The sequence below is a fragment of the Microcoleus vaginatus HSN003 genome (assembly GCF_022701255.1).
Lineage (GTDB): Bacteria > Cyanobacteriota > Cyanobacteriia > Cyanobacteriales > Microcoleaceae > Microcoleus > Microcoleus vaginatus_B.
On the sequence record NZ_CP031705.1, the window covers coordinates 2826119 to 2851853 of the forward strand.

At 45.3% G+C, this 25735-nt stretch carries 28 protein-coding genes and 1 pseudogene; 14 read left to right on the forward strand and 15 right to left on the reverse strand.

Annotation, left to right across the window (positions count from 1 at the left end; genetic code table 11):
- Positions 1-15: 15 nt before the first annotated feature.
- The 3 genes from D0A37_RS12280 to D0A37_RS29005 form a co-directional block, all read right to left on the reverse strand.
- Complete coding sequence (locus tag D0A37_RS12280) at positions 16-765, reverse strand: peptidylprolyl isomerase (protein ID WP_006632223.1); 750 nt, start codon at positions 763-765, stop codon at positions 16-18.
- 295 nt (positions 766-1060) lie between these two features.
- The gene (locus D0A37_RS12285) at positions 1061-4861 is read right to left on the reverse strand and encodes a glycosyltransferase (RefSeq protein WP_242724556.1); all 3801 of its coding nucleotides are present in this window, start codon (positions 4859-4861) and stop codon (positions 1061-1063) included.
- A gap of 178 nt (positions 4862-5039) precedes the next feature.
- The gene (locus tag D0A37_RS29005) at positions 5040-5168 is read right to left on the reverse strand and encodes a hypothetical protein (RefSeq protein WP_278187194.1); all 129 of its coding nucleotides are present in this window, start codon (positions 5166-5168) and stop codon (positions 5040-5042) included.
- Between the two features lie 53 nt (positions 5169-5221).
- Between D0A37_RS29005 and D0A37_RS12290 the strand changes: the two genes are divergently transcribed.
- From D0A37_RS12290 to D0A37_RS12300, 3 genes are all read left to right on the forward strand, one after another.
- Positions 5222-6895, forward strand: coding sequence for a methyltransferase domain-containing protein (locus D0A37_RS12290; RefSeq protein WP_242724557.1), 1674 nt, complete (start codon positions 5222-5224; stop codon positions 6893-6895).
- 75 nt (positions 6896-6970) lie between these two features.
- On the forward strand, positions 6971-7840 hold the full coding sequence (locus D0A37_RS12295) for a calcium-binding protein (RefSeq protein WP_242724558.1): 870 nt from the start codon (positions 6971-6973) through the stop codon (positions 7838-7840).
- A gap of 40 nt (positions 7841-7880) precedes the next feature.
- Entirely contained in the window at positions 7881-8708 is an 828-nt protein-coding gene (locus D0A37_RS12300) for a Uma2 family endonuclease (RefSeq protein ID WP_242724559.1), read from the forward strand.
- Between the two features lie 12 nt (positions 8709-8720).
- Here the strand turns inward: D0A37_RS12300 and D0A37_RS12305 are convergent, their stop codons facing one another.
- The 3 genes from D0A37_RS12305 to D0A37_RS12315 all read right to left on the reverse strand — a co-directional run bounded on the left by D0A37_RS12305 (position 8721) and on the right by D0A37_RS12315 (position 10994).
- Positions 8721-9527: an MOSC domain-containing protein gene (locus tag D0A37_RS12305; protein WP_242724560.1), complete on the reverse strand. Its 807-nt coding sequence runs from the start codon at positions 9525-9527 to the stop codon at positions 8721-8723.
- Positions 9528-9779: 252 nt separating this feature from the next.
- Positions 9780-10079 (reverse strand): putative quinol monooxygenase, encoded by a 300-nt coding sequence (locus D0A37_RS12310; protein ID WP_242724561.1) that lies wholly within the window; start codon positions 10077-10079, stop codon positions 9780-9782.
- Between the two features lie 237 nt (positions 10080-10316).
- Positions 10317-10994 carry a superantigen-like protein SSL4 gene (locus D0A37_RS12315; RefSeq protein ID WP_242724563.1) on the reverse strand — a complete coding sequence of 226 codons (678 nt, stop codon included), beginning with the start codon at positions 10992-10994 and terminating at the stop codon, positions 10317-10319.
- 142 nt (positions 10995-11136) lie between these two features.
- On the opposite strand from D0A37_RS12315, the gene D0A37_RS12320 reads away from it, so the two are divergent.
- On the forward strand, positions 11137-11616 hold the full coding sequence (locus D0A37_RS12320) for a hypothetical protein (RefSeq protein ID WP_242724565.1): 480 nt from the start codon (positions 11137-11139) through the stop codon (positions 11614-11616).
- A 132-nt stretch (positions 11617-11748) separates the two neighbouring features.
- On the opposite strand, the gene D0A37_RS12325 is transcribed toward D0A37_RS12320, so the two are convergent.
- Positions 11749-12252, reverse strand: a complete 504-nt coding sequence (locus tag D0A37_RS12325; RefSeq protein WP_242724567.1) for a hypothetical protein — start codon at positions 12250-12252, stop codon at positions 11749-11751.
- A gap of 441 nt (positions 12253-12693) precedes the next feature.
- Between D0A37_RS12325 and aroA the strand changes: the two genes are divergently transcribed.
- Positions 12694-14049: a 3-phosphoshikimate 1-carboxyvinyltransferase gene (gene aroA / locus D0A37_RS12330; protein ID WP_242724569.1), complete on the forward strand. Its 1356-nt coding sequence runs from the start codon at positions 12694-12696 to the stop codon at positions 14047-14049.
- Here aroA and D0A37_RS12335 read toward each other — a convergent pair.
- The 3 genes from D0A37_RS12335 to D0A37_RS12345 form a co-directional block, all read right to left on the reverse strand.
- Positions 14012-14188: a hypothetical protein gene (locus D0A37_RS12335; RefSeq protein ID WP_242724570.1), complete on the reverse strand. Its 177-nt coding sequence runs from the start codon at positions 14186-14188 to the stop codon at positions 14012-14014. The genes aroA and D0A37_RS12335 overlap by 38 nt on opposite strands.
- 4 nt (positions 14189-14192) lie before the next feature.
- Positions 14193-14627, reverse strand: a complete 435-nt coding sequence (locus D0A37_RS12340; protein WP_242724571.1) for a CAAD domain-containing protein — start codon at positions 14625-14627, stop codon at positions 14193-14195.
- 196 nt (positions 14628-14823) lie between these two features.
- On the reverse strand, positions 14824-15831 hold the full coding sequence (locus tag D0A37_RS12345) for a 2-hydroxyacid dehydrogenase (RefSeq protein ID WP_242724572.1): 1008 nt from the start codon (positions 15829-15831) through the stop codon (positions 14824-14826).
- Between the two features lie 244 nt (positions 15832-16075).
- Here D0A37_RS12345 and D0A37_RS12350 point away from each other — a divergent pair, with 244 nt between their 5' ends.
- Positions 16076-17080 carry an ion transporter gene (locus D0A37_RS12350; protein ID WP_242724573.1) on the forward strand — a complete coding sequence of 335 codons (1005 nt, stop codon included), beginning with the start codon at positions 16076-16078 and terminating at the stop codon, positions 17078-17080.
- A 117-nt stretch (positions 17081-17197) separates the two neighbouring features.
- Here the strand turns inward: D0A37_RS12350 and D0A37_RS12355 are convergent, their stop codons facing one another.
- From D0A37_RS12355 to D0A37_RS12365, 3 genes are all read right to left on the reverse strand, one after another.
- The gene (locus tag D0A37_RS12355; RefSeq protein WP_242724574.1) at positions 17198-17932 is read right to left on the reverse strand and encodes an energy-coupling factor ABC transporter ATP-binding protein; all 735 of its coding nucleotides are present in this window, start codon (positions 17930-17932) and stop codon (positions 17198-17200) included.
- 174 nt (positions 17933-18106) lie between these two features.
- Positions 18107-18763 (reverse strand): energy-coupling factor transporter transmembrane component T family protein, encoded by a 657-nt coding sequence (locus tag D0A37_RS12360; RefSeq protein ID WP_242724575.1) that lies wholly within the window; start codon positions 18761-18763, stop codon positions 18107-18109.
- The gene (locus D0A37_RS12365; protein WP_242724577.1) at positions 18756-19685 is read right to left on the reverse strand and encodes an energy-coupling factor ABC transporter permease; all 930 of its coding nucleotides are present in this window, start codon (positions 19683-19685) and stop codon (positions 18756-18758) included. Before D0A37_RS12365 ends, D0A37_RS12360 begins: the two co-directional genes overlap by 8 nt.
- Positions 19686-19687: 2 nt before the next feature.
- Between D0A37_RS12365 and D0A37_RS29010 the strand changes: the two genes are divergently transcribed.
- The 3 genes from D0A37_RS29010 (at position 19688) to D0A37_RS12375 (ending at position 20880) form a co-directional block, all read left to right on the forward strand.
- Positions 19688-19819 (forward strand): hypothetical protein, encoded by a 132-nt coding sequence (locus tag D0A37_RS29010; RefSeq protein ID WP_278187195.1) that lies wholly within the window; start codon positions 19688-19690, stop codon positions 19817-19819.
- A 648-nt stretch (positions 19820-20467) separates the two neighbouring features.
- Positions 20468-20620, forward strand: a complete 153-nt coding sequence (locus D0A37_RS12370) for a hypothetical protein (RefSeq protein ID WP_242724578.1) — start codon at positions 20468-20470, stop codon at positions 20618-20620.
- 38 nt (positions 20621-20658) lie between these two features.
- On the forward strand, positions 20659-20880 hold the full coding sequence (locus tag D0A37_RS12375; RefSeq protein WP_242724579.1) for a hypothetical protein: 222 nt from the start codon (positions 20659-20661) through the stop codon (positions 20878-20880).
- Between the two features lie 141 nt (positions 20881-21021).
- On the opposite strand, the gene D0A37_RS12380 is transcribed toward D0A37_RS12375, so the two are convergent.
- On the reverse strand, positions 21022-21189 hold the full coding sequence (locus tag D0A37_RS12380) for a hypothetical protein (protein ID WP_242724580.1): 168 nt from the start codon (positions 21187-21189) through the stop codon (positions 21022-21024).
- 75 nt (positions 21190-21264) lie between these two features.
- Between D0A37_RS12380 and D0A37_RS12385 the strand changes: the two genes are divergently transcribed.
- The 5 genes and pseudogenes from D0A37_RS12385 (at position 21265) to D0A37_RS12405 (ending at position 25422) form a co-directional block, all read left to right on the forward strand.
- Positions 21265-21699: a ferritin-like domain-containing protein gene (locus tag D0A37_RS12385; RefSeq protein ID WP_242724581.1), complete on the forward strand. Its 435-nt coding sequence runs from the start codon at positions 21265-21267 to the stop codon at positions 21697-21699.
- A 104-nt stretch (positions 21700-21803) separates the two neighbouring features.
- Positions 21804-22766, forward strand: a complete 963-nt coding sequence (locus tag D0A37_RS12390) for an FTR1 family iron permease (protein ID WP_242724583.1) — start codon at positions 21804-21806, stop codon at positions 22764-22766.
- A gap of 596 nt (positions 22767-23362) precedes the next feature.
- Positions 23363-24100: a two component system response regulator RpaA gene (rpaA, locus tag D0A37_RS12395; protein ID WP_242725505.1), complete on the forward strand. Its 738-nt coding sequence runs from the start codon at positions 23363-23365 to the stop codon at positions 24098-24100.
- Between the two features lie 549 nt (positions 24101-24649).
- Positions 24650-25144 (forward strand): annotated as a pseudogene (locus D0A37_RS12400) (chlorophyll a/b binding light-harvesting protein); the annotation flags it as partial.
- Entirely contained in the window at positions 25144-25422 is a 279-nt protein-coding gene (locus D0A37_RS12405) for a hypothetical protein (protein ID WP_242724585.1), read from the forward strand. The pseudogene D0A37_RS12400 and the gene D0A37_RS12405, both read left to right, overlap by 1 nt.
- 158 nt (positions 25423-25580) lie before the next feature.
- Here the strand turns inward: D0A37_RS12405 and D0A37_RS12410 are convergent, their stop codons facing one another.
- Positions 25581-25730: a ribbon-helix-helix protein, CopG family gene (locus D0A37_RS12410; protein ID WP_242724586.1), complete on the reverse strand. Its 150-nt coding sequence runs from the start codon at positions 25728-25730 to the stop codon at positions 25581-25583.
- Positions 25731-25735 lie beyond the last annotated feature (5 nt).

Consider the following 25735-nt stretch of genomic DNA (forward strand, 5'->3'; position numbering starts at 1 on the left):
CGAAATTGCTTTCGGTCATGATATTGAAGACACGGAAGAGAGGGGCTGTAGCGGGCCTATTTGCGAGATCTGTTCGGCGAGCCAGCTTTCAAAGAGTTCGTTAATCAAGTGCAGCCGCATCGATTCATCGAGCTGGGCTGGCATGAACTTTTCTAGTCGAATAATTACCATCCATTCTGCCAGAGGACGTGGCGTCCAGAGTTGATTTGGCTGGCTGACGGACAACAGTTTGCTGATTGCCGGGTGGGGCTGGCTGAGGGGTACTGGGCCCAACAAGCCGCCTGACTTGGACTCGGGCCCTTCGGAATAGTCGCGGGCCACTTCGGCAAAGGTTTGTTCCCCTTCGAGGATGCGAAAGTAAAGTTCGTTTGCCAGTGCTGGATTTTTTGTGCGTACCAGGGAATAGACTACGTGGTCTAGGCTGGCTTTGCGGGTTAAAAAATAATTATCTACTTTAGGTCTCCAAGTGGCTTGCTTAAATTTTTCGATCAGCAAGGGCCTCACGGCCATCTCTTGAAGTTCTTCTTCCGTCATGTTTTGGCTACGCAGCCAAGCTTCTTTAGCTTCGGGGGCTGTCAGTTGGTGTTGTGCCAGAAAGTTCTCCACGGCGGATTTGCGTTCTTCGTCGCTGCAACTAAAGGATGCGATCGCTTGGTCTACTATGACACCCCGCAAGAATTGCGGCATCAACTGGTACCGCTTCAGGAGCGATGGCATATCCTGAGCTTGCAGTAATTTATCGCCTATTTGAAAAAGTCCTGTCATTTTTTTATCTCCAACTGACTTGCGCTTCCCCTTTTAATTTAGCTGTGGCAGGAAAAGAGCGACAACCACTAACCCCTCGATTCCCCGATGATAGCAGACCGTCAGTGGGCTAGCGCTATTGCTGTCTATTTCTTGACGCTCTGCCTACCGAGGGGTTCCCCGCAGCTCTCATAATGGTATCTGGATGCGAGAGTGGGAGAGTGGGAAAATCTTTACTTCTGGCACCTTCCTTCTTTCCTCAACATCCATTCGTTAAATCCCGTACACTGCTTAGTTGCTGAACTTCCTTCTTCCTTCACTCTCGGAAGAGTCTTTCAAAGAGTGTGCCGAGTTGGGTCGAGCCAGCGCGACTGTCGAGATATTTGGGGTTTGCCGCCATTTTTTGCTGGATTCGATCGCGGTAGTGCCGGCGCAGTTCTGGGTTGGTTCCCAGTGCTATGCTGAACTCTAAATAAGACTTCTGGCTGTCTGCTACCAGTTCCGGAATTAGCAGTTCTTCGAGCACGGCGGCTGATTGTCGCGATCGAGTTGTTTGCCCTTTTCTTACCACTACAGGCAACCCCACCAACAGCGCTTCTGCCGCATAGCAGGCACTGCTGTATGGATAGGAGTCTAAATATATATCAGCCAATTCCAGACATTTTATGTAATCTGCGCGAGATGGCAGCGCTTTAATTACAACTAAGCGCTTTGTGTCAACCCCAAATTCGGCAAAGAGCGATCGAATTTGTTTGTAAAAAGGCACCGTCGGATAGTTTTCATTGGCGGAACTAAAGGGATACAAAACTAAAATAGAATTTGGTACCGCCGCAATAATTTTTGCCCAAGTTTCTCTCAATTCTGGGATAATTGTAAAAGCTTGAGCGCCGGACATGAACACTACAGATTCCTCAGTGGCTCCCCAACTGCTACGAGTCGGTTCAACTATGGCAGGTGCTGAGCCTACACTATAGCTTAAACAAACTCCCGAGCCTTTTAAAGTAATTAATTGTTCGCGATACTCTGCTGCTGCACCTGCGGCCAATGTCACATCTCCGGCAATGAAATAATCAATATTTCGGGCGCCCGTGGTGGCGGGGGTTGATGCACCGAGAGCTATTTGTATCCGGGCTAGTCGGTGCAGGCACAGCAGCGCGCTTGGTTGAGAAGTGTTGGTAGTATTGGTGCAGATTACCAGAATATCTAAATCGTGCGATCGAATTTCTCGGACTTGCTGGGGCAAATCTTCTGACAGTTGCACCAGTTTGTCGGCCCAACTTTCGCAATATTTCCCCAGTCGCTCGTCTTGTACCTGGAAATAGTACAGGATAATTTCAAATTTGCTTCTGTCTAAATATTCAAAACTCGTAATTGCTGCACGAGTCTCGAATTCCTCACTAATTTTATCAAGCAAAAAGCCAACTTGGATTTTAGTGGTTTCTGGTTCTTTTGGAGGGAAATTCCATTCGAGTTGACAGCCGATATTTTTCAAATGAAATTCCAGAATATCAGATCGCTGACTCAATATGTTGAGCAGATTTACCTCGCTCAAATACAAAGCTTGGAAACTAACATTTTTCGCAATAAAAGCCGCCAAATAACGCCACACTTCTGAATCGGGAAAACTGGCGATATTACCAGCGACGTAGTTGATTAACTGCTGGAAATATTCAGAGTACCTTTCTATTTCCCCGTTTTGTTGAAAATAACCGGGAGACTGAAATATAAATTTCAAAAAGTCGTCAAAAAACCACTGGGGAATCGCTGCATTTTTATACTCAAGTGGCAACTGATAAGCGTCGCGGTACAACATCGCTGCGAGGAGATATTGAATCTTCTCGGCAATTTCCCCTCCTTCAGCAAGTTTCGAGGAAAACTGCTGGATCAAACTTTGTTCTGAGTTGGTTAAACTTTCATTTTTTAGCCTGCTATCTAGTAGCAATTTATGAGCTTTTCCCGCGTCTTTCGAGTAAGCCGTTTCTAATTTTTTCGCTGGCAAATTCAGCCAATATTCAGCTAGCTGTTGGCGGTAGGCACGCAGGGCGAGAAGAGGCTGTTTTGAGGGAAATTTATTGTATTGCTCAAGCATTGCTGACAATTCCGATAAACTCGGCTGGGTTCTCAATGCCAGCTTTTGGCGGATTGTCTGTTTGATTTGTTGATTCAAGAAACTGTAATCAGGACTATTTAGTAGTTTTTTGTAAAATCTTACTACATCTTTATGATTTTCCCCAGCCGCGAAGTTTTTCCAAGTTTGTTGTTCGGGATGAATCCGCAGTGAGGACAGTTTTTCGTCTACAAATCCGATATGATAGTTGCCCATGATTCGCCACCACATATCTAAGTCTACATACTGAGATAATCCCGAATCAAATAATCCTATTTCTTCAAAGACTCGCGTGGCAATTAAGACGGTACTCGGTTCGCCAATTTTGTTGATCGGGTTGCTCAAGCAGTTAGTATCTGCCAGTAATTCTTTTCCTGCCTGAATAGATTTTAAATTCGACCAACTTTTATGCAAATCTTTAATTGAGTGGGAAGCACTCCGCAAAATCGGGTTAGATTCATTTTCAGCTATGGTGATGCCGCGCGGGGAGAAAACCATACCTATTTCGGGGTTCTGTTGGGCGACTTCGACCATTTTTTGAATACATTCGGGTGCGAGCAAGTCGTCTTGAAAGAGAAATTTAATGTATTGACCTTTTGCTTGGGATATGCAGAAGTTCCAGTTTTGTGATAAGCCGTAGTTGCGGTGCAGTACGATGCGGAAATCGAGTGAGGTTTGCGATTGGAAGGATTGGGCGATCGCAACTGTTTCGTCTGTAGAACCGTCGTCGGATATAATCAGCTCTATGTTAGGGTATGTTTGGGCGATCGCACTTTGAATCGCTTCGCCCATAAATGCCGCTCCGTTGTATGTCGGAATACAAATACTAACTAAAGGTGGTGCATTTTTTACTGTCGCCTCCTGAGAGGATTTTTTTCGTATTCCGCGCTCCAAGCTTTTGAAATTATCTGTAATTTCGGCAATATATTCCAGACGGTTTTGAATTTTTATCCCGACAGTTGGCGGATTCAGTAAAGTCTTAATTTCATCAGCAGCTATTTTTCCAACTTGCTGAGCTTCCAGGTAATTGTTGAAGACATGACGCATTAAATCAGCAGCGTGTTCGACATCGACTTCTGCCCAAACATTGCCTTTTTTGTAAGGCCCGCAATCTTTCTCAATTGGGATTAACTTATACTTGACTAAATAGCTGTTGCCGACATTCATAAATTCTGTATTTGATGAATAGCCGGTGGCAATTACGGGTTTGCCGTAAAACATGGCTTCAGCCATTGTTAAGCCAAATCCTTCGCAGCGGTGCAGGGATACATAACAGTCGCAATTGTAGAGCAAACCGTTAAGTTTATTTTTGGACAAATAGCCGTCTAGATGTTTGATATTTGAATTATTTGCTATGGCTGAGTTTAAGGATGCGTGCGCCGCTGAAAATTTGTGGGAATTAGAAGATTTGATGACCAATAATACGCTGTTATCTTCCCCAAAAGCTTGTTTAAATGCTTGAATTGTCGCTAAAGTATTTTTGCGCTCGATGCGGCTGGAAAAGTCGAATACAAACAAGAAAATAAATTTATTTTTCGGTAAATTCAGTGCTTCTCTGTTCAGCGAAGGTGCGGGGAGAGCAATACTAGGCATGATTTTGATAACGGGAATTGGCGCTACTGCGGCAATTGCTTCGGCGCAATAGTTGCTGTAAGTCCATATTTCGTGAAAGTGATTAAATGCGGGCTGCCATTCCGGGGGAAAGGCGGGAAGTTCCCAGGCCCAAAAGCCGATATTGTATTTTTTGTCAAAATAACTGGAACCTATATGTTTGATAAAGGTTGCAACTTCATCGGCGTTGACTTGAATTAAGTTTACGGGATAGGGATTATCTTCGCTAAAATTTTGATAGGTGGTGTCTTTCTTGCGGTGGGGACTGCGGGTAAAATTGTTGATGGCGAAGGGAATGTTGGCCGCTTCGGCGGCTCTGATGTTTGCTCGGACACCTTCTCCTATGCCAAATTCGCCGTTGATGTAGCCGGCGATGTTCATTCCTAGATTAGGGTTCATAGTTTCTAATGTATTTAGCACAGTGTAGTGGGGATTTTTTGAGAAAAAGCAGAATTAATTGATCAGCTCAATTGCGCTAAAAAAAGGTAGGCTAGAGAAGAAATTATAATTTTGCCGAATATTGGCTAAAATATAGCAATCCTGGAGGATTGGTGAATAAGATTTAAAGGAAACGCTCTTAACGCAGACCAAGAGAAGAGAAAAGAAAAAAAGTTCGCAACTGAGAATCTAGTGCTTGACAAAGATAGCGATCGCCATTGTATACTGGCATCGCAATGCTAACCTTCGGCTGGTTGTCTGTCGGCATGGGTTGCTCTGTTTTATTTTAGGATAAACTACTAATCAGGAATTTTAGACAAAGTGATCGATCGCGCCAACCACGACTTCTTGAAGCTGCTACCGCCGGATGCTAAAGTCATTGTCGAAATTGGCTGCGGTACGGGCTCGACGGGCGAACAGTACAAACTGATCAATCCCCATTGTCAGTATATTGGCATTGAATGCGATCGAGAAAAAGCTAAAGTTGCAGTCGATCGCCTAAACTGGGTGACTGTAGCCAATATTGAAGAAATTGCTCTCGAAAGTCTCGACATCGCTCCAGGAACCGTCGATTGCTTAATTTTCGGCGACTTGCTACCGTATCTCAAAAGCCCCTGGGAAGTCCTCAAGCAGTACAGTGCTTTGCTGAATCCAGAGGGGCAAATTCTCGCCAGAATCCCTAATGTTCAATACTGGCGGCGAATTGTCAATCTGCTGCGGGGACAGTGGGAGAATCCCGACAGTAAGATGCAGCACTGGTTTACCCTAGAAAGTATTAAATCACTATTTGCTCAAGCCGGATTGCAGGTTTACGAATTTCAGGGGAAGGGACACAAAACCGAAAATTTTGTCCACTTTCAGGAATTACTACATCCAATGGTAAAGGCTTTAGAGCTCACATCGAGCAGCTTTGCTACGGAAACAGGTGCTGAACATTATATCGTGCGATCGACCAAATCGACCGTACCTGCGCGCAGACTGCTGATTCAGACTATCATTATGGCTCCTACAGGGTGCGATCGCGTGCGAGTTTTGGAACCGGACAAATTTAGCGCCACAATTCCCGGTGTCCGCACCGTATCCGGCGTGAAAACAGCAGGATTAATTCCCCCCCTGGCGGGAGAAGAAAAAGTTTTCATCTGGCAGCGGACAATTATGCAATATCCCGCCTACATTCCCCAACTCAAAGAACTGTTGCAACAAGGCTATTTAATAGTAGCTGAAATTGACGACAATCCCATCCGCCGCCGCGAATATGCAGATAATAATTACCTCAGCTATCGCGGCTGTCACTGCGTGCAAACTTCTACAGAACCCCTCGCAAAAATTTTGCGGCACTACAATCCAAATGTTGCCGTATTTCCCAATCAATTAGCTTATCTACCTCCGCCGCGAATTTATCCGGCAGAAGATACCGTCACAATTTTTTTTGGTGCACTCAACCGCGAAAAAGATTGGCAGCCCATTATGGCAGCACTCAATCGAGTTTTAGTCACACACAAGCACCGGATTCGAGTTAAAGTAATCCACGACCGAAAATTTTTTGAATCCTTGAAAATACAGCAAAAAGAATTTGAACCATTTTGCAGTTACGAACGGTATCAAGAAATCATGTACAGTTGCGATATAGCTTTGCTGCCGCTTGTTTCCAACCCGGTTAACGAAACGAAATCCGACTTAAAATTTATTGAATGTGCGGCGCGGGGAGTAGCGGTGCTGGCCAGTCCCACTGTGTACGAACATTCGATAGTCGAAGGTGAAACCGGATTGATTTATAGATATGAAAAAGAGTTTGAAACCAAACTAAATTCGCTGATTTCTGACACTTCTATGCGCCGGGAAATAGCCGCGAATGCTTACGAATGGGTGCGCGACAACCGCTTGCTGTGCGGACACTACCGACAGCGCCGAGATTGGTACTTACAGATGCGCGACGAGTTGCCACGTTTAAATGCTGAGTTGCGCGATCGCCTGCCAGAGTTATTTGGTGACTAAATGCGGTAAGATTTATAGGGTTATTGTGCGATCGTTCTGTTTTATTGTTTAATTTCTAATTGTTACTCCACACCAATGCGAATTCTCTTCACTATTGCTCACTTTTACAATCCCAGCGGCGACGGGAAACACGCTTCCCAACGAAATGATCCGCAACCGCGACTAAATGCTTTAACCGCTTGCGTGACATCGCTGCAAGCTTTGTACGGTCAATCTCAGTCCATGATTGACATTAGCGAATGTGCAACTATCCCAGCAAATCAATCTCAACAGCACGAAATTGACATTGTTGTTTGCACTACTCAGGGTTATCATCTGTTGCCTCAACTGCCAGTGCAGCCCAGATGTTTTATGCACCACGCTACAAAATGCGAACCGCTGCTATTGGGGTTTGAGTGTCAAGCAGTTTTGCGAGCGTGTCTAGACAAGTACGATTATTTTTGTTATTTGGAAGATGATTTAATTCTGCATGATCCGTGGTTTTTTAGTAAATTAAAGTGGTTTACGCATCACGGGGGAAATGGGAATTTACTACAACCTAATCGCTATGAAATAGCGCCTAAAGGCGCAGTGTTTAAAGCCTATGTTGATGGTGATTTAGCAGACTCAGCTACTTCTCCGTTTCAAAATGTAGAGGATCACCGGAAGTTAATGGGAAAAATTATGGAACAAACAGTCGCTTTTGAGCGGGCGTTGAATCCTCATTCCGGCTGCTATTTTTTGAATGCGGAACAGATGGCACACTGGGCTAAGCAGTCTCATTTTTTAGACAGAGATACTAGCTTTATCGGCCCGCTGGAAAGTGCCGCGACTTTAGGAATTATGCGGACTTTTAGAGTTTACAAGTCAACTCCTGCTTATGCTAATTTTTTGGAGATTCAACATTTTGGCACGAGTTTTCTGAACTTGATTGGTAATAAGGTGAGGGTGCCGGAAGCAGGATGAGTTAAGATATTCAAGTAAGCTGCAATACTTGAGAGGTCGCATGACCCCGGCAACCGAAAAAATTGTCCTTCCCTCTCCTTTCCCCGACCACACTCAACTGCCAGAGGAAGATGGCACTTTTGTGAAGAATTTTCAGGAGCATCCCCAGAGTATTATTTTGACTGATTCGATCGGGTCGGTATTGCAAGAGCTTCATCCCGATGGGCAATATGCTATAGGGCAAGACTGCGGCATCTACTGGCGAGAAACTGACCCGCTTGAAAAGGGAGCAGAAGCTCCAGACTGGTTCTACGTGCCGAATGTGCCACCAACACTCGGAAATCAGATTCGTCGCTCTTACGTGCTGTGGCGGGAATTCATGGCTCCGATGATTGCTTTGGAGTTCGCATCAGGAGATGGTTCCGAAGAGCGGGACACAACCCCACTATCGTACTCGGAAGTTGGAGCGGCACAAAGGCCTGGGAAGTTTTGGGTATATGAGCGGATCATGCGGATTCCGTTTTATGGCATCTATGAGATCAATAGTGGCAGGCTGGAGGTTTACAACCTGAAAAATGGGTTTTACCAGCAGTTGCTTCCGAACGATCGCGGTCATTATCCGATCGCGCCAATGGGCGTAGAATTAGGATTGTGGGAAGGCAGTTATCAAAACCAGACAATGCTGTGGCTGCGGTGGTGGGATAGCGAGGGCAATTTGCTGCTGACAGGTACAGAACGAGCTTCCTTAGCAGAGCAGGCTTTGAGTGCAGAAGCGCAAGCACGGCGGGATGCTATCCCTCGGTTGTTGGCAATGGGATTGAATACACAGCAAGTGGCAGAAGCACTGAGTTTATCAGTAGAGGAAGTTAGCCAGCATTCACAATCTTAATGTCGCTTTTTATTAATAAGAAGTCAAAACATCCCCGATTTTAACTGTGCCGCTGTTGATAATTTTTGCTAAAACTCCTGTTTGTGCGTGACCAAATTCCTGTTGCAGTAAACTGAGTAGGGAAATATCCCGATCGCCCGTTTCTGGATTCACTTCTATATTGACACAGCGATTGATTCGTGCTGTAACTTCTATGCGCGCCGTGCCTAATTGAAACTGTTTTCCGATCAACTCAAATTCTGACCAAGCTGCCATACCTTCTAGCACAATGTTCGGGCGAAATCTGCCCACGTCAATGTTTTGAACAGCGATTTCTGTTAATTGGTCTAATGTGGCTTGACTGAGTAAAGAGATGTGTACGGGTTCTCGATCGGGATAACGAGTTTCGCCGCTGGTGTCGCCGACTAATTGCAAAGGTGCAAACTGCGGGTGTCTCGCTTCTTTTGTGGGTTCAATTGCGGCCAGATATTCTGTGAAAAAAGTGCCGATGCGATCGCGCCCCGCTGTTGTGTTCGTTTCGACCGATAACACTTCAACTCCTTCACGCTTGACTGTTAAAACGGTCGTTTCCGGTTGATAATGACATTCTAAAGCTGCTAACAAAGGCCAATCATTTTGAACGGCAAAATGTTTTTTGCTCATCCAAGGGACATTTTGGGCGGGTATCTTTGCTGCTTCAATATTATCTGCAAACATGAGGGCAAAAGCTCGATCGCCCTTAATTCCGTGTCCGGCTGTTAAAGCAAACTCCGACATTGCTTGCGGTGTCAGCCCTTTAATTGGATAAATAAATAACTGTTTTATTGTTGCTAATGTCATAAACTTTTCCGAATTTAGTAGAATCTAAGATCTTGCACCATTGTAAATAATCCTTTTTTGAACAGGCAAGATGCCTGTTCCACAATAAAATCTACTCTTTGTGGAACAGGCATCTTGCCTGTTCAGCGAGAATAGTGCAAGATGTGAGTAGAATTGGACTTACGCAGAACCTCTATATGTAGGGTGCCCCGCAAACTTTGGAGAAATAGAAGCTAATTCAAAAACCTTAATAAAAGTGCTCTAAAAAGCGGATTAAGCTAGCAATTCATAGCGACGGATATCTGGAGGCCCCACGGCCAAACCGTCTAATTTCTGTACGGCGTCTTGAATGTGAGTTGAACCGAGATGTAGTTCGAGCAAATCTGCACTTTCCCACTCTTCAACGAAGGTAAAATCTGTGGCATCGGCTTGATTTTGCAGGAGTTCGTATTTGATGCAGCCTTTTTCTTTGCGAGTGGGTTCCATAATGCTCAGCAGCAGAGATTTAAGTTCTGCTACTTTGTCAGGAAACGCGACGAGACGGGCGACTACTCGCAAGGTTGTTTTGGACATAGGAGAAAAAAGTCACAGATAGGACGATCGAATTTACCGATTTTTATTTGGCAAACTCAGCAAAACACGATTTTACTTAAAATAACCTAAAGAGGTCGGTCGGTCAACGGCGGTCTAATCAGTCCAAGACGCGCTCATATCTCAGAAACCCGGTTTCTTCCCAAATTCTTCGTTAGCAACCGCAGAGCGTCGTATAAACCGGGTTTCTTGATATATTTTAGCGTATACCGGAGGAACTCACTCTTTTGGATAAAAGCGCTTGTTTTCTGTAGAATATTCCCAGGTCAGATCCTCGGGGTCTTTTTCGCGGCTCCACTGAGCAAACTCCGGCTTAAGTTTCCACTTGCCGATCGTAGTTGCGTGAACTTTGAATCTGCGGGAGAGTTCCGTCTGGGTAAAAGAGATTTTGGGTTTTCCAGGAGTCTTGGTTTGAGTAATGGGGAATAAATTTGGTTTTTTATCTTGTGCTTTTTCCCGATTTGTGGGAGGCTCTTGAACAGCTATTGCCGCATTAGGTGTTTCGCTTGGAGTGACAGGTGGAGCTATTTGAAAATAATACAAAATTCCGCCTTGTTCCGTCACTTCAAAATCTGCGGCAAACTCAGAGGCTCGTTCGTCGAGATACTCTTGAACCTTTTCTCCGGGGAGTTTCGCATTCATCGCCAAATCCAAAGCCGTAACTCGCCCTTGATTTTCCTTGATCAACTTGTAAAAAATCGAGTCTAAATGAGCGAGTTTATTTTTTTGCTGCTGCTGGTAGAGCCTGCAAGCCCAAGCAATGCCCGCTGTGGTGGCGATCGCCCAAAACATCCTTCCCGACTCGAAACTGGCAACCGCCGTCAAGGAAATAGGCAAAAGCAGGGTAAGATATCCCCAAATGCTTCCCTTCTTTAGGTTATTGCTGTTTTTGACCATAGTTCCTAAACAGGTACGTAGTTTAGCTTAGTAGAGCGTGTCTGAATGCCGTGAAAGTTTTTCCACAGTCGATATATCGGCTCATCGCTGACGCACTCTACCACAAAATCCCAGAATCTACTTTTTTCGCAACCGAGGCTTCATGTACTTTTTTCGCAAACAGATTGCCATCCTGCTGATAGTTGTTGCTTGCTGTACGCTGACGATTAGTTGCAGCGATAGCCGAGCTGTCCAGTGTACTAAATTTACTGAAATTGTCAACAAAGGCAACGCTCTCCTTGATGTTGGTAAAGACAGCAACGATGCTGCAACGACCGACAACTTAGCTAAAAATTTGAACCTGATAGCGAATGAACTTGAGGATCTGCGAATAACAGATCCAACCCTCAAAGAAATTCAGCAGCCATCGGTTAAATCCTTCCAAGAAATTAGTCAGGCACTGGGGGACATAAGCAAAAGTCTTCAGGCTGGCAATCTCGCTTCTACAAGTATAGAAGGTCGAGAGCAAATCCAAACAGCTCAAGCAGATATTATTAAAGCTGGCCAACAGGCGAATCAAGCAGCCGCAAATCAAGACGCTTTGACTAGCAAACTGATTAATTATTGTAAGAGCGATCGCTAAACGCTAAGAGTTTTGAGTTGGGAGATTGCAACGCGAACCCCAACAGCGCACAGGGGGTGAATGAATTTGAGGAATGCCTTGCCTTCAGCTAGTATCTACCCATTTCCAATTACCCCTTTCCAATTACCCAGTTTAGTGATGAATTTCTAGATTCAAAATATAGCGACCGAGTTGTACTTTCTCCGACCACAACTCATATTCTAACTGCAAGTGTTCCGGTTCCGGCTTTCCTGTCAGCGTCAAGTTGCGGGTGAAGTTGCGGAGTCGCAACTGTTCGGGAGTCGCCAGCGATTCGCCCTGAAGCCAATAACGGCTCAGGCCGTACATTCCTCGTTCCCAGCAGTGGCGGTAACTGTATTTGCCGTTTCCTTGCATAGTCATAATGACTCGATAGGGCGAAACTTCTAGCCAGAGCAACCGGGGTTTTGTAGTTGGGGGCAAGATTGTAACTTGCTCGGCAGATTCGTCGGAACCGTCGGAAAATTCGCGATCGATTATTGCTGGTTCGTGCAACAACAAGTGAAAGCGATCGCGGTCTTTTTGATAAAGGGTAGCACCGGTTTCAACGAATGACCACAAAGGTAAATCTGTGGATACCAGCGATAAACTTACAGGCTTGCGGTGATGGGTCAGCATAAATAAAAGTTTAGGAGTTGTTGTGAATTGGGCGGTTTGAGATTTGAGATTGTAGGCTTTATATTTTAGATTTTAGATTAGCTGGGTTCCAAATTCCGGAGCTTTTGCTTAAAAAAATGAAAAACCTACAACTCGCAATCGAAAATCTAAAATTGTTCAGTCAAAATTCAATCATCTGGTCGATAACTGATAGCAGGACATGAAATCTACGCATATACACGGATAATATTTGTGAAATTAATGTGAAATTAATGTGAAATCCGTGCGGTTGCGTCCGTCCTCCCTTGTCGCCGATAACTGATAGCAGACTGTGGGGGCGAGTTTAATCAGCCTTTGAGTTAACCGGACACATTGGGAAAAAACCCGCATAGCAAAAGACGACTGACTTAGGACTGGGAAAAAGGTAGGATAGCTAACGCCATCCAATCCTAGTTTATCTCAATGCAAGCTGACATTATCACTACTACGCTTCTTGACAAAAGCCAAACTTTAAGCATTAAAAAACCGGCCTCGGGCTTGTCACTGGTGGGGAGGATTCGAGTTCCGGGCGATAAGTCGATTTCTCACCGAGCTTTGATGTTGGGTGCGATCGCCCAAGGTGAAACTACTATTGAGGGACTACTCCTAGGGGAAGACCCCCGCAGCACTGCTAAATGTTTCTCGCTTCTGGGAGCCAAAGTTTCTGAACTCAACGCGGAACGGGTGACAGTCACGGGCGTCGGAATTGGCGAGTTAGAGGAGCCTGTAGAAGTCTTGGATGCGGGCAATTCCGGCACGACGATGCGGCTGATGTTGGGAATTTTAGCCTCTCATCCGGGGCGTTTTTATGCAGTAACGGGTGACAGTTCTCTGCGATCGCGCCCGATGTCGCGCGTCATTAAACCGCTGCAACAAATGGGAGCGCAAATTTGGGGCCGAAAAAGTAATTCTTTAGCTCCCTTAGCGATACTAGGACAGCAGTTAAAACCAATTCACTACCATTCTCCGATCGCCTCGGCTCAAGTTAAATCTTGCATTTTGCTCGCCGGTTTGATGGCGGAGGGAGAAACTACAGTCACAGAACCCGCTCTGTCGCGAGATCACAGCGAGCGGATGCTGCGAGCGTTTGGAGCTCAATTGAGCGTCGATCCAGAAACTTGTAGCGTGACAGTTACTGGGCCGACACAACTGCAAGGGCAGAATGTGATTGTACCGGGGGATATTAGTTCGGCGGCATTTTGGCTAGTTGCTGGGGCGATCGTCCCAGGTTCCGAGCTCGTAGTCGAAAATGTCGGCGTTAACCCAACTCGTACAGGCATTTTGGAAGCTTTGGAAATGATGGGCGCGGACATTGAACTGCAAAATCAGCGAGAGGCGGCTGGGGAACCTGTAGCCGATATTTTGGTTCGTAGTTCCGGCCAATTGCGGGGATGCACCATTGCGGGTGACTTAATTCCCCGACTGATTGACGAAATCCCGATTTTGGCCGTAGCGGCAATCTTTGCATCGGGTACTACAATAATTCGAGATGCGGCCGAGTTGCGAGTCAAAGAGAGCGATCGGCTGGCCGTGACTGCTGCAGAACTCAACCGCATGGGAGCCCAAATTTCCGAGTTACCCGACGGTTTAGAAATTACCGGGGGAACTCCTTTGAGCGGCGCGGATGTTGACAGCTACACCGACCACAGAATCGCCATGAGTTTGGCGATCGCAGCCCTCAACGCCACAGGTATTACTAACATTCACCGGGCAGAAGCTGCTGCCATTTCCTACCCCGACTTTACCGCCACTTTGCAACAAGTTTGCCATCCAAATTGAGAGCGGGAGAGTGGGAGAGGGGGAGAGTGAGGAGTCGGAGATTTGGAGAAGGGAGAGCAAGAAAAATCCTCTTCCTTCTTCCTTCTTCCCTCTTCCTTCTTCCCTCTTCCTTCTTCCTTCTTCCCTCTTCCTTCAACATCCGTTTAAGACTCTTTACCCACAACTTGTTCTTTTAAAGAATCAATTTCCGTTAACAACTCTTGGCGATCAGAAGCCTTGAGCAGATAGCGATAAACAAACCAACCCGTATATCCCATGCCAATCAACTCAAAAATTGGAGCTACCAAAGGGACATCATTAAGAGCACCTAAAACTCCCAGCATTACCTTAATACTAATACCGCCTGCCAGAATTAAACCAACAGTTATGAGGGGCTTTTGGTAGTCAGCAAAAAAATTAGAGAGATAGGCTGGAAATTCCGACAAAATTGTAATAACTTGGTCTTTAATATCTTGGAACTGGCTCGTCGTTGTTTCTGGGGTTGTCGTAGTCATGACGCCCGGTTGGTCAGGCACCAGGTCTACTGTGACGACTTCAGTAACTGTTTGTGTCTCGTCCGAAAAGTTAGCTTGTGTCATTGGATACTTCCTCCGTTGTCAGGTAAAATTGCAGGCTGTGAATTGCTGCCAGTATAATTCTCCGGCAATTAGCACAGCATCCGCGCTGCAGGGACTAATTGATGAGACTAAGGCAGAGCCTCACAAATTGCAAGCAAAAATAACGATAAGACTTGATTGTAAACAATTCCCCTCGCTGCAAAATCGGTCTTTTGACTCATTTATTCACTTGAGCGAGGTCGATTTGATTCGGGCAAGGGCGTCCTTGTTCAAAGTCGGTGATATTGGCGAGCGTGGTTTCGGCGATATTTTTCAAAGCTTCCTCGGTGAAAAAAGCTTGGTGTCCGGTAATCAGGACGTTGGGGAAAGTCAGCAAGCGTTGAAAAACGTCGTCTTGAATGACGTGATTTGACAAATCCTCAAAAAACAAATCCGTCTCTTGTTCGTACACATCTAAGCCGAGGTAGCCAATTATACCAGACTTCAGTCCTTTGGTAACAGCTTTAGTGTCAATCAACTGACCGCGGCTGGTATTGATCAGCATCATCCCCGGTTTCATTTGCTCGATCGCCTCTGCACCGATTAAATGGTAAGTTTCTGGTATCAGCGGACAATGGAGGCTGACAATATCAGACGCGCCGAAGAGTTCCGGGAGTGCGACGTATTCCATGCCTAGGGCGAGGCAATCTGGGTTGTGGTAAACATCGTATGCCAGCAGGCGACACCCGAATCCGTGCAGAATTTGGGCAGTAATTGCGCCAATTCTGCCTGTTCCGACGATTCCCACGGTTTTTCCGTGGAGGTCAAAACCCAACAGGCCATCTAGGGCGAAATTGCCTTCGCGGACGCGGTTGTAGGCCCGGTGGATTTTGCGGTTGAGGGACAAAATCAGAGCGACTGCGTGTTCGGCCACTGCGTAGGGAGAATAAGCCGGAACTCGCAGCAGAGTTAGATCTAAATCCTTCGCTGCTGCTAAATCGACGTGGTTGAATCCGGCGGATCTCAGGGCTAGCAAGCGGACGCCTTGTTCGGCGATCGCCCCGAGCGTTTTCGCGTCCAAGCAGTCGTTCACGAACGCGCAAACGGCCGGAAATCCAGCAGCCAAAACGCTGGTTTCCAGGGTCAGATGCGGTTCAAAAAAAACCAACTCGTGTTGACCACCGACATTGGCTGCTGTCAGAAAAGTGCGATCGTAGGATTTAGTATTAAATACGGCTACCTTCATGATTTTTGCCTGCAAACCCAGTAGTAGTTGGAAATTCTTTCCAGATCAACTATAAATTTTACTAGAACGCCGTTGCCCCAAACAACCCACTTTCCATGAGAAATATTGAATTTGGCAACAAGAGCCTCTGGGAAGAAACCATTTTTTTAGCTTTAGGACAACTACTGCTTATTTTTTTGAACTTAATTGCTTATACTGTAGTCAAGCGCGAGCGTAAATTGCTAAGTTTTTAGGACAAACTCAGATGCGTAAAAAAATCAAAACTATAATTTATGAGATTTTAGAAACCTCAGACTCAAGCAATTTATACAGTTTAGCAGATGATGTTGTCATAACTGGTTTAATCCTGATCAACGTCGCAGCTTTTATTGCTTCTACTTCGCCCACATTGTCGCCAGAGTACACATCGCTTTTGGCCAACATCGAAATTGTTTCCTCCTTTGTATTTACCATAGAATATATTTTGAGGCTGTGGGTGTCTACAGCCGATCGCCGATACAGCCACCCGCTCTGGGGAAGATTGAGATACGCTCTTACACCGCTAAGTTTGATAGATTTAGTTGCGATTTTACCTTTTTACTTTTTGCTGTTATTTCCTAGTTTGGACTTCGTTAATTTAATTCGTGTTCTGCGCTTGTTGCGCTTGCTCAAAATGAGCCGTTATTCAGAGTCAGTACGAACTATGGGAGCAGTGTTGTACTCTAAAAAAGAGGAGTTGATAGCCACTGCCTTTGCAGTTTTCATTCTGTTAATCTTTGCCTCTAGCATCATGTATTTTGTTGAATACGAGGCACATCCCGAAGCTTTTGGCAGCATCCCCGATGCAATGTGGTGGGGAGTTGTGACATTAACTACTGTTGGTTACGGCGATATTTATCCAATCACTCCTTTAGGGAAATTGTTAGGAGCCATGTTAGCATTTTTGGGAATCGGAATTTTTGCGTTACCTGCGGGGATAATTGCTGGGGGTTTTTCTGAGGAACTACAAAAGAGAAAGCAGGAAAAAAGGGCTAAAAATTTAGAGGAATTTGCGAATGCTCAATCGGTCAACATGCAGGCGGAAATCGAGGTGGGTTTTGAAGACAAGCAAAAAGCGATCGCACTTCATGTTGAAAATTCATCTAACTTGATGAAAATGTGTGTTCAAATGACCAAAGAGAAGTTAGGAAGTGAGTTTCAAAATGAACAAATTTTGCGCGATTTAGCTATTCATATGTACAATGAAGCTGTCCGCAAATTCGATCTTTAATTACAGATATATACTGCCTGTACCCCCCCCGAATTGTTACCCTAGTGAGCAAAAATAAAGCAATCGCTTGTGGTTAGTTATGACTGCTTTATGTAATGACTAATGACCAATACTTAATTACCAATCTGGCGGCAAATTGTAATATTCGAGAGTTGATTTATCTCCCAGCAAATCTTGGGTTTGTCTGTCAATTTTAATCTCACCATCCGCCAAAATTAAAGCCCTTTGAGTCGTTTTTCCGATCCAATTCAAATTGTGAGAAGCGATCAAAATTACCTCGATCGGCAATTGGGACAAAACTGACGCCAAGTGACGCCGCCACGACGGATCGAGTCCGTTAGTCGGCTCGTCTAAGATTAAAATTGCCGGCTCTAATGCTAAAATTGCTGCCAAGGCTGCTAACCTTCTTTGACCTCCCGAAAGTTCGTGGGCCGAACGGTTGGCAAATTCTACTAAACCAAATTCGTCTAATAGCGCTAAAGCTCGATCGCGCGCAACTCCCGGCGGCACTCCGTAATTGCGCGGCCCGAACATGACATCCTCTAAAATAGTGGGCATAAATAGCTGGTCGTTAGCATCTTGAAAGCAAAATCCAATCTGCCGGCGCGCCTGCGATAAAGTCGCCTCTTCCAACTTTTTTCCCTGCACTCTGATCTCGCCAGATTGAGGCATTTTTAATCCAATCAAGTTTTCGAGCAAAGTGCTTTTCCCAGCACCTGTCAGGCCGAGTAGAGCAACTCTTTCTCCCGGTTGCAAAGTAAAAGAAATTCCCCGCAATACTGGCTTTTGCTCGGGATAGCCAAATACTAAGTCTTTCACTTCGATTGTTGGTGCGGATTTGAGATTAGTCATCCGATTTTAGATTGTAGATTTAGATTGAATAATTTCAACTCGTTCCCAGGCAGAGCTTGGTAACGCAGATCCGGAGGCTCTGCCTCCACTTTTCCTCCGCAAGAAGCGAGGCAGAGGCTCTGGATCTCGATTCCCAGACAGAGCCGGGGAACCACTTAAATGCCCAAGGCCCAATTACGAATAACCGTAAGAAGCTATTGTTAATCCGGCTGCTATTAAAATTGCTAGTGTCAGCCAGAGTCGCTCTTTAGGTGTCGATTTTGAGTCGGCGGGCAAACTTCCTTTATAGCCGCGAATTAGCATGGCTGCGTGTACTCTTTCTGCGCGATCGAGACTTCGCAAATAAAGGGCTCCGATCATGGAAGCACTGGCGTAGCGCAGCCATCCTCCGGTACCCGATAAGCCCCGGAGTTGGGCAGATATTTTCATGCGGTTGACTTCCGCAAGCAGGATTTCCAAGTATTGTCCCGTTAACAGTACAATCTCTTGCAAACCTGCTGGTAGGGGTAATCCTTTGAGGGCGATTCCGAAACTGTGGGGTGGCAAAGTTAGCAGAAAACTGTTCATAATTAGCAGGCAAAGTAGGGAACGCAGCAACAGAAAACTGGCGCGTTCCCACCCTTGGGGCAGCACTAATAAGGAAAGAAAAAGCAATTCGGCTCCCAACAGTTGGGCTAGAGTTCGCACCGGAGCCCTGAGCCAAAACGACCAGAAAAGTGCGATCGCCCCATAAATTCCCAGCCACAGCCAAGCGCCTGTCTTCAGAAAACCCATGCCAATCACAATTGTGAGAGACACTCGCAATCGAAAAGGTATGGGGAGTTTAGACATCTTTAGGTTTTACCACCAACTGAGCCATCCCAAAAGCCGCGCCGAAGCTGAAGGCAGACCCTAAAAGTCCAGCAATGCTAGTACCAATCGGCTGTTCTTCTAATCCTTTAACTGTGTAATCTGCTAAAGGAGTGGGATTTTCGATCGCCACAGATTCTTTATCTTTAAAGCCGTATTTTTCGGCTACCGCTTCTAATCCGTCAGGCCAACTTGAAGCAAACAGTGAAAGCACCCCGGCAATTAATAAAACTCCGATTACTGGCACTACCCATTTCTGCAATTGTGGCTGTTCTCCCGGCAGTAAATCCGGCCGCACTTTGACGAGATAAGTTAAAACGCCACCTGTAATTATCCCTTCGCCAATCCCAATTAAAATATGTACGCCTACCATTGCTGGCAATGCGATAGTGAGCCCTACTGTTCCAGAAATTGCCAATTGGATCGCCACAGAAATCGAAGCAGCCACGACGCTAAGGGCGGCTGCAATCCCTGCTGCTAGCGGCAAACGATTTCTGGAACCTCCCAAAAGTTGCTGCAATGGCTGCAACAGCCACCAACCCACCCAAATGCCCACTAGCCCCATATTAAAAATATTGGCTCCCAGGGCGGTGATGCCCCCATCGGCAAACAACACGCTCTGAATTATAAAAACTGTGCTCATCGCTAAAGTTGCCGCCCAAGGGTTCCCCAAAACGACGGATGCGAGCGCCCCTCCTAACAAGTGGCCGCTGGTACCTCCGGCTACGGGAAAGTTGATCATCTGGGCTGCAAACACGAAAGCTGTGGTTAAGCCCATGATTGGGGCTTGTCGGAGTCCAAGGCTGGCGCGGGTTCGATTTAGGGCAACTGCAATTGCTGCTGCGCTTGCTATGCCGGTGGCAATGGCTACTGGCGGTGAAAGAAAACCATCAGGTATGTGCATTGATGTATCCAAACAAGAGAACTTCCAACTCTTTAGTCAACTATTTCTTACAAAAATTTAAAACCCCCTCTGGGGGCATTAATGCGATCGAGCGATCGGGGGATTTGCGACGGGCGATCGCTTACTCGATATAGATTCCGGCTTCACAGCCAGAGTTTTGAGGATGAGAAATGTAACATTAAATAATCCTGAAGAATTATTCTGATATTTTACCGACCCCCCCACATTCACGCTTTTTGATAAGAATTATCAATGTTTGTATACAGATTCAACTACAAAATGTATTTACCATCAAGCTCAAGCAAGAATTAAAAAAAACATAAAGAAAAAACTGAAGATCCCTAATTATTTTTATTTGCGCCTCTTCCGAATAATTTGTATTAATCTGTTGACGATCGCAGCCGCTAAATTGCCCGATAGCTAATTAAAGCCAAAGTATTGCTCTAGAAACTAAAAAGCTAGAATTATTGCTAATTAATATAGTTAGTAGTATGTTGGCGGTTGTCGATCGCACATTGGCGCGATCGGCTCTGTCCGCACGAGCTGCATTATCAAGAAACTCAAAATACTAATGCACTTATTCTCAAGTAATTTTCCGCACAACCTACAGGATGTTTGCCAGTGGTGCAACGCTCAATCCCAGACATTTAGTTCCCTCTGAATTTTCCAAACACTTAGAGATCGCTCAAGTTTCTGTCTACGGACTTAGCTTTTAATCTGCTGGTTTATTTCTGTTTTTACCTTTAGTTAACCTACTGCATCCCAGCCCTTGGTAGCGGTGGATGGGAACCATTCACGGCATGGGTGCAGTGTTGGCATTACTGGTAATGGTTTATACGGGACATTTGGCTTTTCCCTTGCTGCAGGTTGCCGATAAAATCTTGCCACAAATGCGTACATTAGCTTTTTGGTCAACGCCAAGGAGATGCACATAATTGTTTGGGTTAGCCTCGGAGCTTTGACTCTTTTATTTATGACTTTTCCCATCGCAATGTGGCGCGTTAGCCAAAAAGAAAAGTTTCGCGGTTTTCACGTCAAGTCTTTGACAATCGAGCGGCCAAATCCCGCTAATGCTGTTGCTAATGCTGTGGCTAAGGGCGGGACTCAATCAGCTATCAGCAGCCCAGCCGAAAGTTTAGGCGGTAGATGGAACAAATCAGAGAACAGAAATTACCGAGCTGGCCAAGCTAGATGAGTTAACTCTTAAACTGTAAGATCGCATCGATCGAAGTTGGCAAACTAGCCCTACTTTCAATCAAAATCTAGTCTATCGAGTCAGTCCAAGTCAAGATGGGGCGATCGACAATTTCCAGCCACTCAATCAACCAGCCAAGGATTACGACCAAGAAACTGCTTTGCCAAATCTGCGGAAATCTTCCGAAACTAGCAGTAACAGTGCAGCACCAGTCACTAAGTTTACTGTCGTGTTTGCTCCTACGGGAACCTTAGAAGTTAACCCGTAATTCACATACAACATCTCTCCGGTAAGGTGCTGATGGCTCACCTTACTTTTGATTTTTAACTTAAATGTGATATTATAAAGAGCGCCCTCTCAGGCATGCTACTTCTAAAACAACAAATGAAAGAACTTGACGAGAAAAAAACCCAGGAACTGCTATGCACCATCATGGAATGGGAACTGGCAGGTGTCGTGCGCTATACCCACTATTCACTAATGGTGACAGGGCCAAACCGGATTCCCATCGTGCAGTTTTTTAAAGCACAAGCCACGGAATCTCTAATCCACGCCCAACAAGCAGGAGAAATTCTCACTGGTTTAGAGGGGCATCCTAGTCAGAAAATTGCTCCCATCGAAGAAACCTACAAACACTCGGTGAAAGACTTGTTAGAAGAAAGTTTAAATCACGAGAAAAAAGCGCTCAAAAAGTATAAATCTTTACTTGACGTGGTGACAGACTCCAGTGTTTATTTGGAAGAATATGCCCGCAATCTAATTGGACAAGAAGAATTGCACCAAGTAGAACTGAAAAAAATGCTACGGGATTATAGTTGATTTAATCATTTAGTTAGTTGTTATTGGTTATTGGTTATTGGTTATTGGTTATTTTCAATCACCAATGACCAATACCCCATGCCCATGCCCCATGATTATAAAAAATGAATTTTAGTGAAGCCATACCCACTTTTGTAATTACCCTGCGCGAAGGCGTAGAAGCCGCCTTAGTCGTCGGAATTGTACTAGCTTGCCTCAAAAAAGCCGAGCAAAGTCACCTCACTTCTTGGGTTTATGCAGGTGTCGCAGCCGGCATTGGTGCTAGCGGTATTGTGGGTATTCTCTTCAATGCAGTGCTCGCAGCACTATCAACATCCGAGCAGCCTTACGCACCAGTCATTAAACAGCTATTAGAGGGCGTGTTGGGCATTGTGGCGATCGCAATGCTAAGCTGGATGCTAATTTGGATGACTCAGCAAGCGCGCTTTCTCAAAGCTGAAGTTGAAGGAGTAGTTACAGCAGCTTTGACAGAAAATACCAATGCCGGGTGGGGCGTATTTGGCTTAATTTTTATTGCGGTACTGCGCGAAGGTTTTGAAACAGTTATATTTGTCAGCGCTCAATTTCAACAAGGTTTCAGCCCCGCTTTGGGAGCTTTGGCTGGTTTGACTGGGGCGGCAATCATTGGCGCGCTACTGTTCTATTGGGGTGTCAAAATTGATATCCGCCTGTTTTTCAAGTTTATGGGGATTTTGTTGCTGTTAATAGTGGCAGGTTTGGCAGTATCTGCACTCAAACATTTTGACCAAGCCGCTGGGATTTTGTCACAGATGAATAGCAAGTATGCAGCAATTTGTGTTTATTACGATCGCCTCGCACCAGTCCACTCTTGTATTTTAGGGCCTATGGTGTGGAATGCAGCCGAAATTTTGCCCGATCGACAATTTCCAGGAGTGCTTCTCAAAGCACTGTTTGGATACAGAGATCGACTTTATCTCGTCCAAGCAGGGGTTTACACACTATTCTTAGCCACCATCGGCGGCCTTTATTTCCAAAAATTAGGCTCTAACGCGACTGTTCCCAACAAAAATACTCAGCCAGCTCGATCGCAAACTCGCCCCCAGTAGGTATGCAAGCGGTTTTTATCGGTTGTTTTCCTGATTCCAGGCCGAGAAAAAAATTAGCCCCACAGGCAAAAAATTGACCAAAAATTTTCAGGTTGCGGGATGGAGTATTTGAATTTTATATGATACAATTAAATAATTCTAATAGTGTTTATTTGTTTGATAAATAGTTATATTAATATTATTTAATAATACCGTCAATACCCCAACAAACCAAGCACTACCCCTCAAAAAACACAAAAATTTTTTAAGCAAAATTAACTAAGTTAAAAAAATTACAGTTAATGGTTAACAGGGTCATGGAAGACGCGGACTACCGTTAGGGCGATCCTGTGAAGCCCCAGACGCACCCTGCAAAAGTTAAGGCTGTTCTGGCCGACCAAAAATTTGCCCCCAGCAACATTTTGGCCCAACAGTTTTCTGATAAGCCCTCTTAGGGCTTATAATTACTACAAGAATATTTACAGAGCCCTGAAAGTTCTTAATCAACCTTATAATCCTTAATGAAGCTTAAAATTAAAAAATTGTTCGTTAAAGTTACCTGGAACCCCCAGAAGGCTGTAGGATCTGCCATTCGGTTAGCGGTGAGATAAATAATGATGCCCCGGATACTTGTTATTGATGATGACGCGGCGATCGCCGAACTCGTAGCCGTCAACCTAGAAATGGCTGGCTACGAAGTCACCCAGGCAGAAGACGGCATCAAAGGTCAGGCACTAGCAATACAACTGCTCCCCGACTTGATCATGTTAGACCTCATGCTGCCTAGAGTAGACGGATTCACGGTATGTCAGCGTTTGCGGCGTGACGAGCGCACCTCAGACATTCCCGTCTTGATGTTGACAGCCTTAAGTCAAACTCAAGACAAAGTAGAAGGCTTCAACTCCGGCGCCGACGACTACCTGACCAAACCCTTTGAACTAGAAGAGATGCTAGCCCGAGTGCGAGCTCTACTAAGGCGCACAGACCGCATCCCCCAAGCTGCCAAACACTCCGAAATCCTGAATTACGGCCCGCTGACCCTTGTCCCCGAAAGGTTTGAAGCTGTTTGGTACGATCAGACTGTCAAGCTGACCCACCTAGAGTTTGAGTTGCTGCACTGCTTGCTTCAGCGCCACGGTCAGACAGTCTCTCCCAGCGAAATTCTCAAAGAAGTATGGGGTTACGACCCCGACGACGACATCGAAACTATTCGTGTACACATCAGACACCTGAGAACCAAGATGGAACCCGATCCCCGACATCCTCGGTACATCAAAACCGTATATGGGGCTGGTTATTGCCTGGAGTTGCCCAACAACGAGCAACTAGCTGAACAAACCAAATCCTCTGCTTGAGCTAGCGCGACCAATGCAACAAGCAGTTAAAAATCCCGCTAGAAAAGCCTGAGAGTAAATGCTCTCAGGCTTGGTTGTTTGGAATTGAAGATAAATATGTCAACAAGTAGGCATTAACTCTCTTGATTCAAAAAAAACAATCCCGCCCCCTCTAACCGTACTTTTATAAAAGCTTGTCCATAGGAAAGTACCGGATTTCTTTTTCCACCTTGTCTTTTCCTAGAGGATTGGATAGATAGCTACTTAAAAAATACTCTAGCCATAATATTATTTAATCATATTATTTATCAATAAATTTAGAGGTATTTCTTTAGCTGCTATTTTTGCTAACGAGAGACTAAACTCCGCTCCAGCGCCAAAAACAGTCATAATCGTGATATAGCGATGTTTTTTCCTACTGATTTACATACCTGAACTCCAATCAGTAAAAATTTTTCTCAAGTACCCCTTGACGAAACTACTAAAATTGTTGATTATCTATATCAATAACCTGCAATCGCTTAAAACTTCCCTGACATCTTTCTCAAGAGGTAAATGGCCGTGACCAGCATGGCAAAAAAATCTTTCCCAGCCGAAGGAAAATCATTTCCCTGGTGGGTCAGCAACGCCCGCTTAATCAACCTTTCCGGTCGTTTGCTCGGTAGCCACGTCGCCCACGCCGGCCTCATCGTCTTATGGGCAGCAGCCTATACCCTATTAGAGCTTTCCCGCTTTAACCCACAATTGCCCATGTACGAACAAGGCTTAATCCTGTTGCCAAACCTAGCCAGACTCGGCTTGGGTGGGGGTGCCGGAGCCAAAATTGTCGATACTGATCCGTACTTAGCCGTTAGGGCGATTCACCTAATCAGCTCAGCCTTTCTAGGCTTCGGCGGCATCTTTCACTCCCTCAAAGGACCAGCAACTCTCGAAGCAAGAACTTCTTTCTTTGGCTACACATGGGAAGACGCAGACAAAATGACCACCATCTTGGGCATCCGCCTAGTTTTGCTGGGTGTCGCTACCTTCTTGTTGGTACCCAAAGCTATGTATTTCGGTGGTTTATGAGTTTAGCAAACGGAGATTTCCTAGTAGGAACACTTGCTGTGTTGATTCGGTTGCAGGAAAAAGGGTTGACAGGGCTGACGGGTTTGTTGGCGACGCTGGCATTGATTGGGGCGATCGCCCTTTGTGTTGGCGATCGCCCCAATCTGGAAAAAGACAAGTCATTCTCTTGGCATAAAACTCCCGAAGATGGGAGTTTATTCCCGAGTGGTTTTGCCATCGGTGGCACCTCGGCAGCTTTTCAGATTTCGGTCAACCTTGAGACAATAACCGTATGACTGTCTTTTTCTAAAATTTATGTATTGCCACTTTGATTATTTTTGTGGAGTCTGTCAGTAACATTGCCCGAAGGAGTGCATCAAATCAAGCGCTTGTATCCAATTCCTTGTTATTGGGATTTTTTTACCGAAAATTTTTGGTTTAAAGCCCCGTCCTTCTAGGACGGCTTTTTCTTAATCTTAAGGCTTATAATGAGTTCTCTTAAGACATCTGATTTAGATCTTCCTGTTGATTCGCAATAGACTTCTAGCCTCTCAACCTCTTCGTCAGTAAACCTAAAAAACACACTTTTTTTCAGGGCATACATATATC

Bases quoted from the DNA above. Each gene is read 5' to 3' on its own strand.
- D0A37_RS12280 (WP_006632223.1), bottom strand. From the start codon at position 765: ATGACAGGACTTTTTCAAATAGGCGATAAATTACTGCAAGCTCAGGAT.
- D0A37_RS12285 (WP_242724556.1), bottom strand. From the start codon at position 4,861: ATGAACCCTAATCTAGGAATGAACATCGCCGGCTACATCAACGGCGAA.
- D0A37_RS29005 (WP_278187194.1), bottom strand. From the start codon at position 5,168: ATGCCGACAGACAACCAGCCGAAGGTTAGCATTGCGATGCCAGTATAC.
- D0A37_RS12295 (WP_242724558.1), top strand. From the start codon at position 6,971: ATGCGAATTCTCTTCACTATTGCTCACTTTTACAATCCCAGCGGCGAC.
- D0A37_RS12300 (WP_242724559.1), top strand. From the start codon at position 7,881: ATGACCCCGGCAACCGAAAAAATTGTCCTTCCCTCTCCTTTCCCCGAC.
- D0A37_RS12305 (WP_242724560.1), bottom strand. From the start codon at position 9,527: ATGACATTAGCAACAATAAAACAGTTATTTATTTATCCAATTAAAGGG.
- D0A37_RS12310 (WP_242724561.1), bottom strand. From the start codon at position 10,079: ATGTCCAAAACAACCTTGCGAGTAGTCGCCCGTCTCGTCGCGTTTCCT.
- D0A37_RS12315 (WP_242724563.1), bottom strand. From the start codon at position 10,994: ATGGTCAAAAACAGCAATAACCTAAAGAAGGGAAGCATTTGGGGATAT.
- D0A37_RS12320 (WP_242724565.1), top strand. From the start codon at position 11,137: ATGTACTTTTTTCGCAAACAGATTGCCATCCTGCTGATAGTTGTTGCT.
- D0A37_RS12325 (WP_242724567.1), bottom strand. From the start codon at position 12,252: ATGCTGACCCATCACCGCAAGCCTGTAAGTTTATCGCTGGTATCCACA.
- aroA (WP_242724569.1), top strand. From the start codon at position 12,694: ATGCAAGCTGACATTATCACTACTACGCTTCTTGACAAAAGCCAAACT.
- D0A37_RS12335 (WP_242724570.1), bottom strand. From the start codon at position 14,188: ATGTTGAAGGAAGAGGGAAGAAGGAAGAAGGAAGAGGGAAGAAGGAAG.
- D0A37_RS12340 (WP_242724571.1), bottom strand. From the start codon at position 14,627: ATGACACAAGCTAACTTTTCGGACGAGACACAAACAGTTACTGAAGTC.
- D0A37_RS12345 (WP_242724572.1), bottom strand. From the start codon at position 15,831: ATGAAGGTAGCCGTATTTAATACTAAATCCTACGATCGCACTTTTCTG.
- D0A37_RS12350 (WP_242724573.1), top strand. From the start codon at position 16,076: ATGCGTAAAAAAATCAAAACTATAATTTATGAGATTTTAGAAACCTCA.
- D0A37_RS12355 (WP_242724574.1), bottom strand. From the start codon at position 17,932: ATGACTAATCTCAAATCCGCACCAACAATCGAAGTGAAAGACTTAGTA.
- D0A37_RS12360 (WP_242724575.1), bottom strand. From the start codon at position 18,763: ATGTCTAAACTCCCCATACCTTTTCGATTGCGAGTGTCTCTCACAATT.
- D0A37_RS12365 (WP_242724577.1), bottom strand. From the start codon at position 19,685: ATGCACATACCTGATGGTTTTCTTTCACCGCCAGTAGCCATTGCCACC.
- D0A37_RS29010 (WP_278187195.1), top strand. From the start codon at position 19,688: ATGTATCCAAACAAGAGAACTTCCAACTCTTTAGTCAACTATTTCTTA.
- D0A37_RS12370 (WP_242724578.1), top strand. From the start codon at position 20,468: ATGGGAACCATTCACGGCATGGGTGCAGTGTTGGCATTACTGGTAATG.
- D0A37_RS12375 (WP_242724579.1), top strand. From the start codon at position 20,659: ATGACTTTTCCCATCGCAATGTGGCGCGTTAGCCAAAAAGAAAAGTTT.
- D0A37_RS12385 (WP_242724581.1), top strand. From the start codon at position 21,265: ATGAAAGAACTTGACGAGAAAAAAACCCAGGAACTGCTATGCACCATC.
- D0A37_RS12390 (WP_242724583.1), top strand. From the start codon at position 21,804: ATGAATTTTAGTGAAGCCATACCCACTTTTGTAATTACCCTGCGCGAA.
- rpaA (WP_242725505.1), top strand. From the start codon at position 23,363: ATGCCCCGGATACTTGTTATTGATGATGACGCGGCGATCGCCGAACTC.
- D0A37_RS12405 (WP_242724585.1), top strand. From the start codon at position 25,144: ATGAGTTTAGCAAACGGAGATTTCCTAGTAGGAACACTTGCTGTGTTG.
- D0A37_RS12410 (WP_242724586.1), bottom strand. From the start codon at position 25,730: ATGTATGCCCTGAAAAAAAGTGTGTTTTTTAGGTTTACTGACGAAGAG.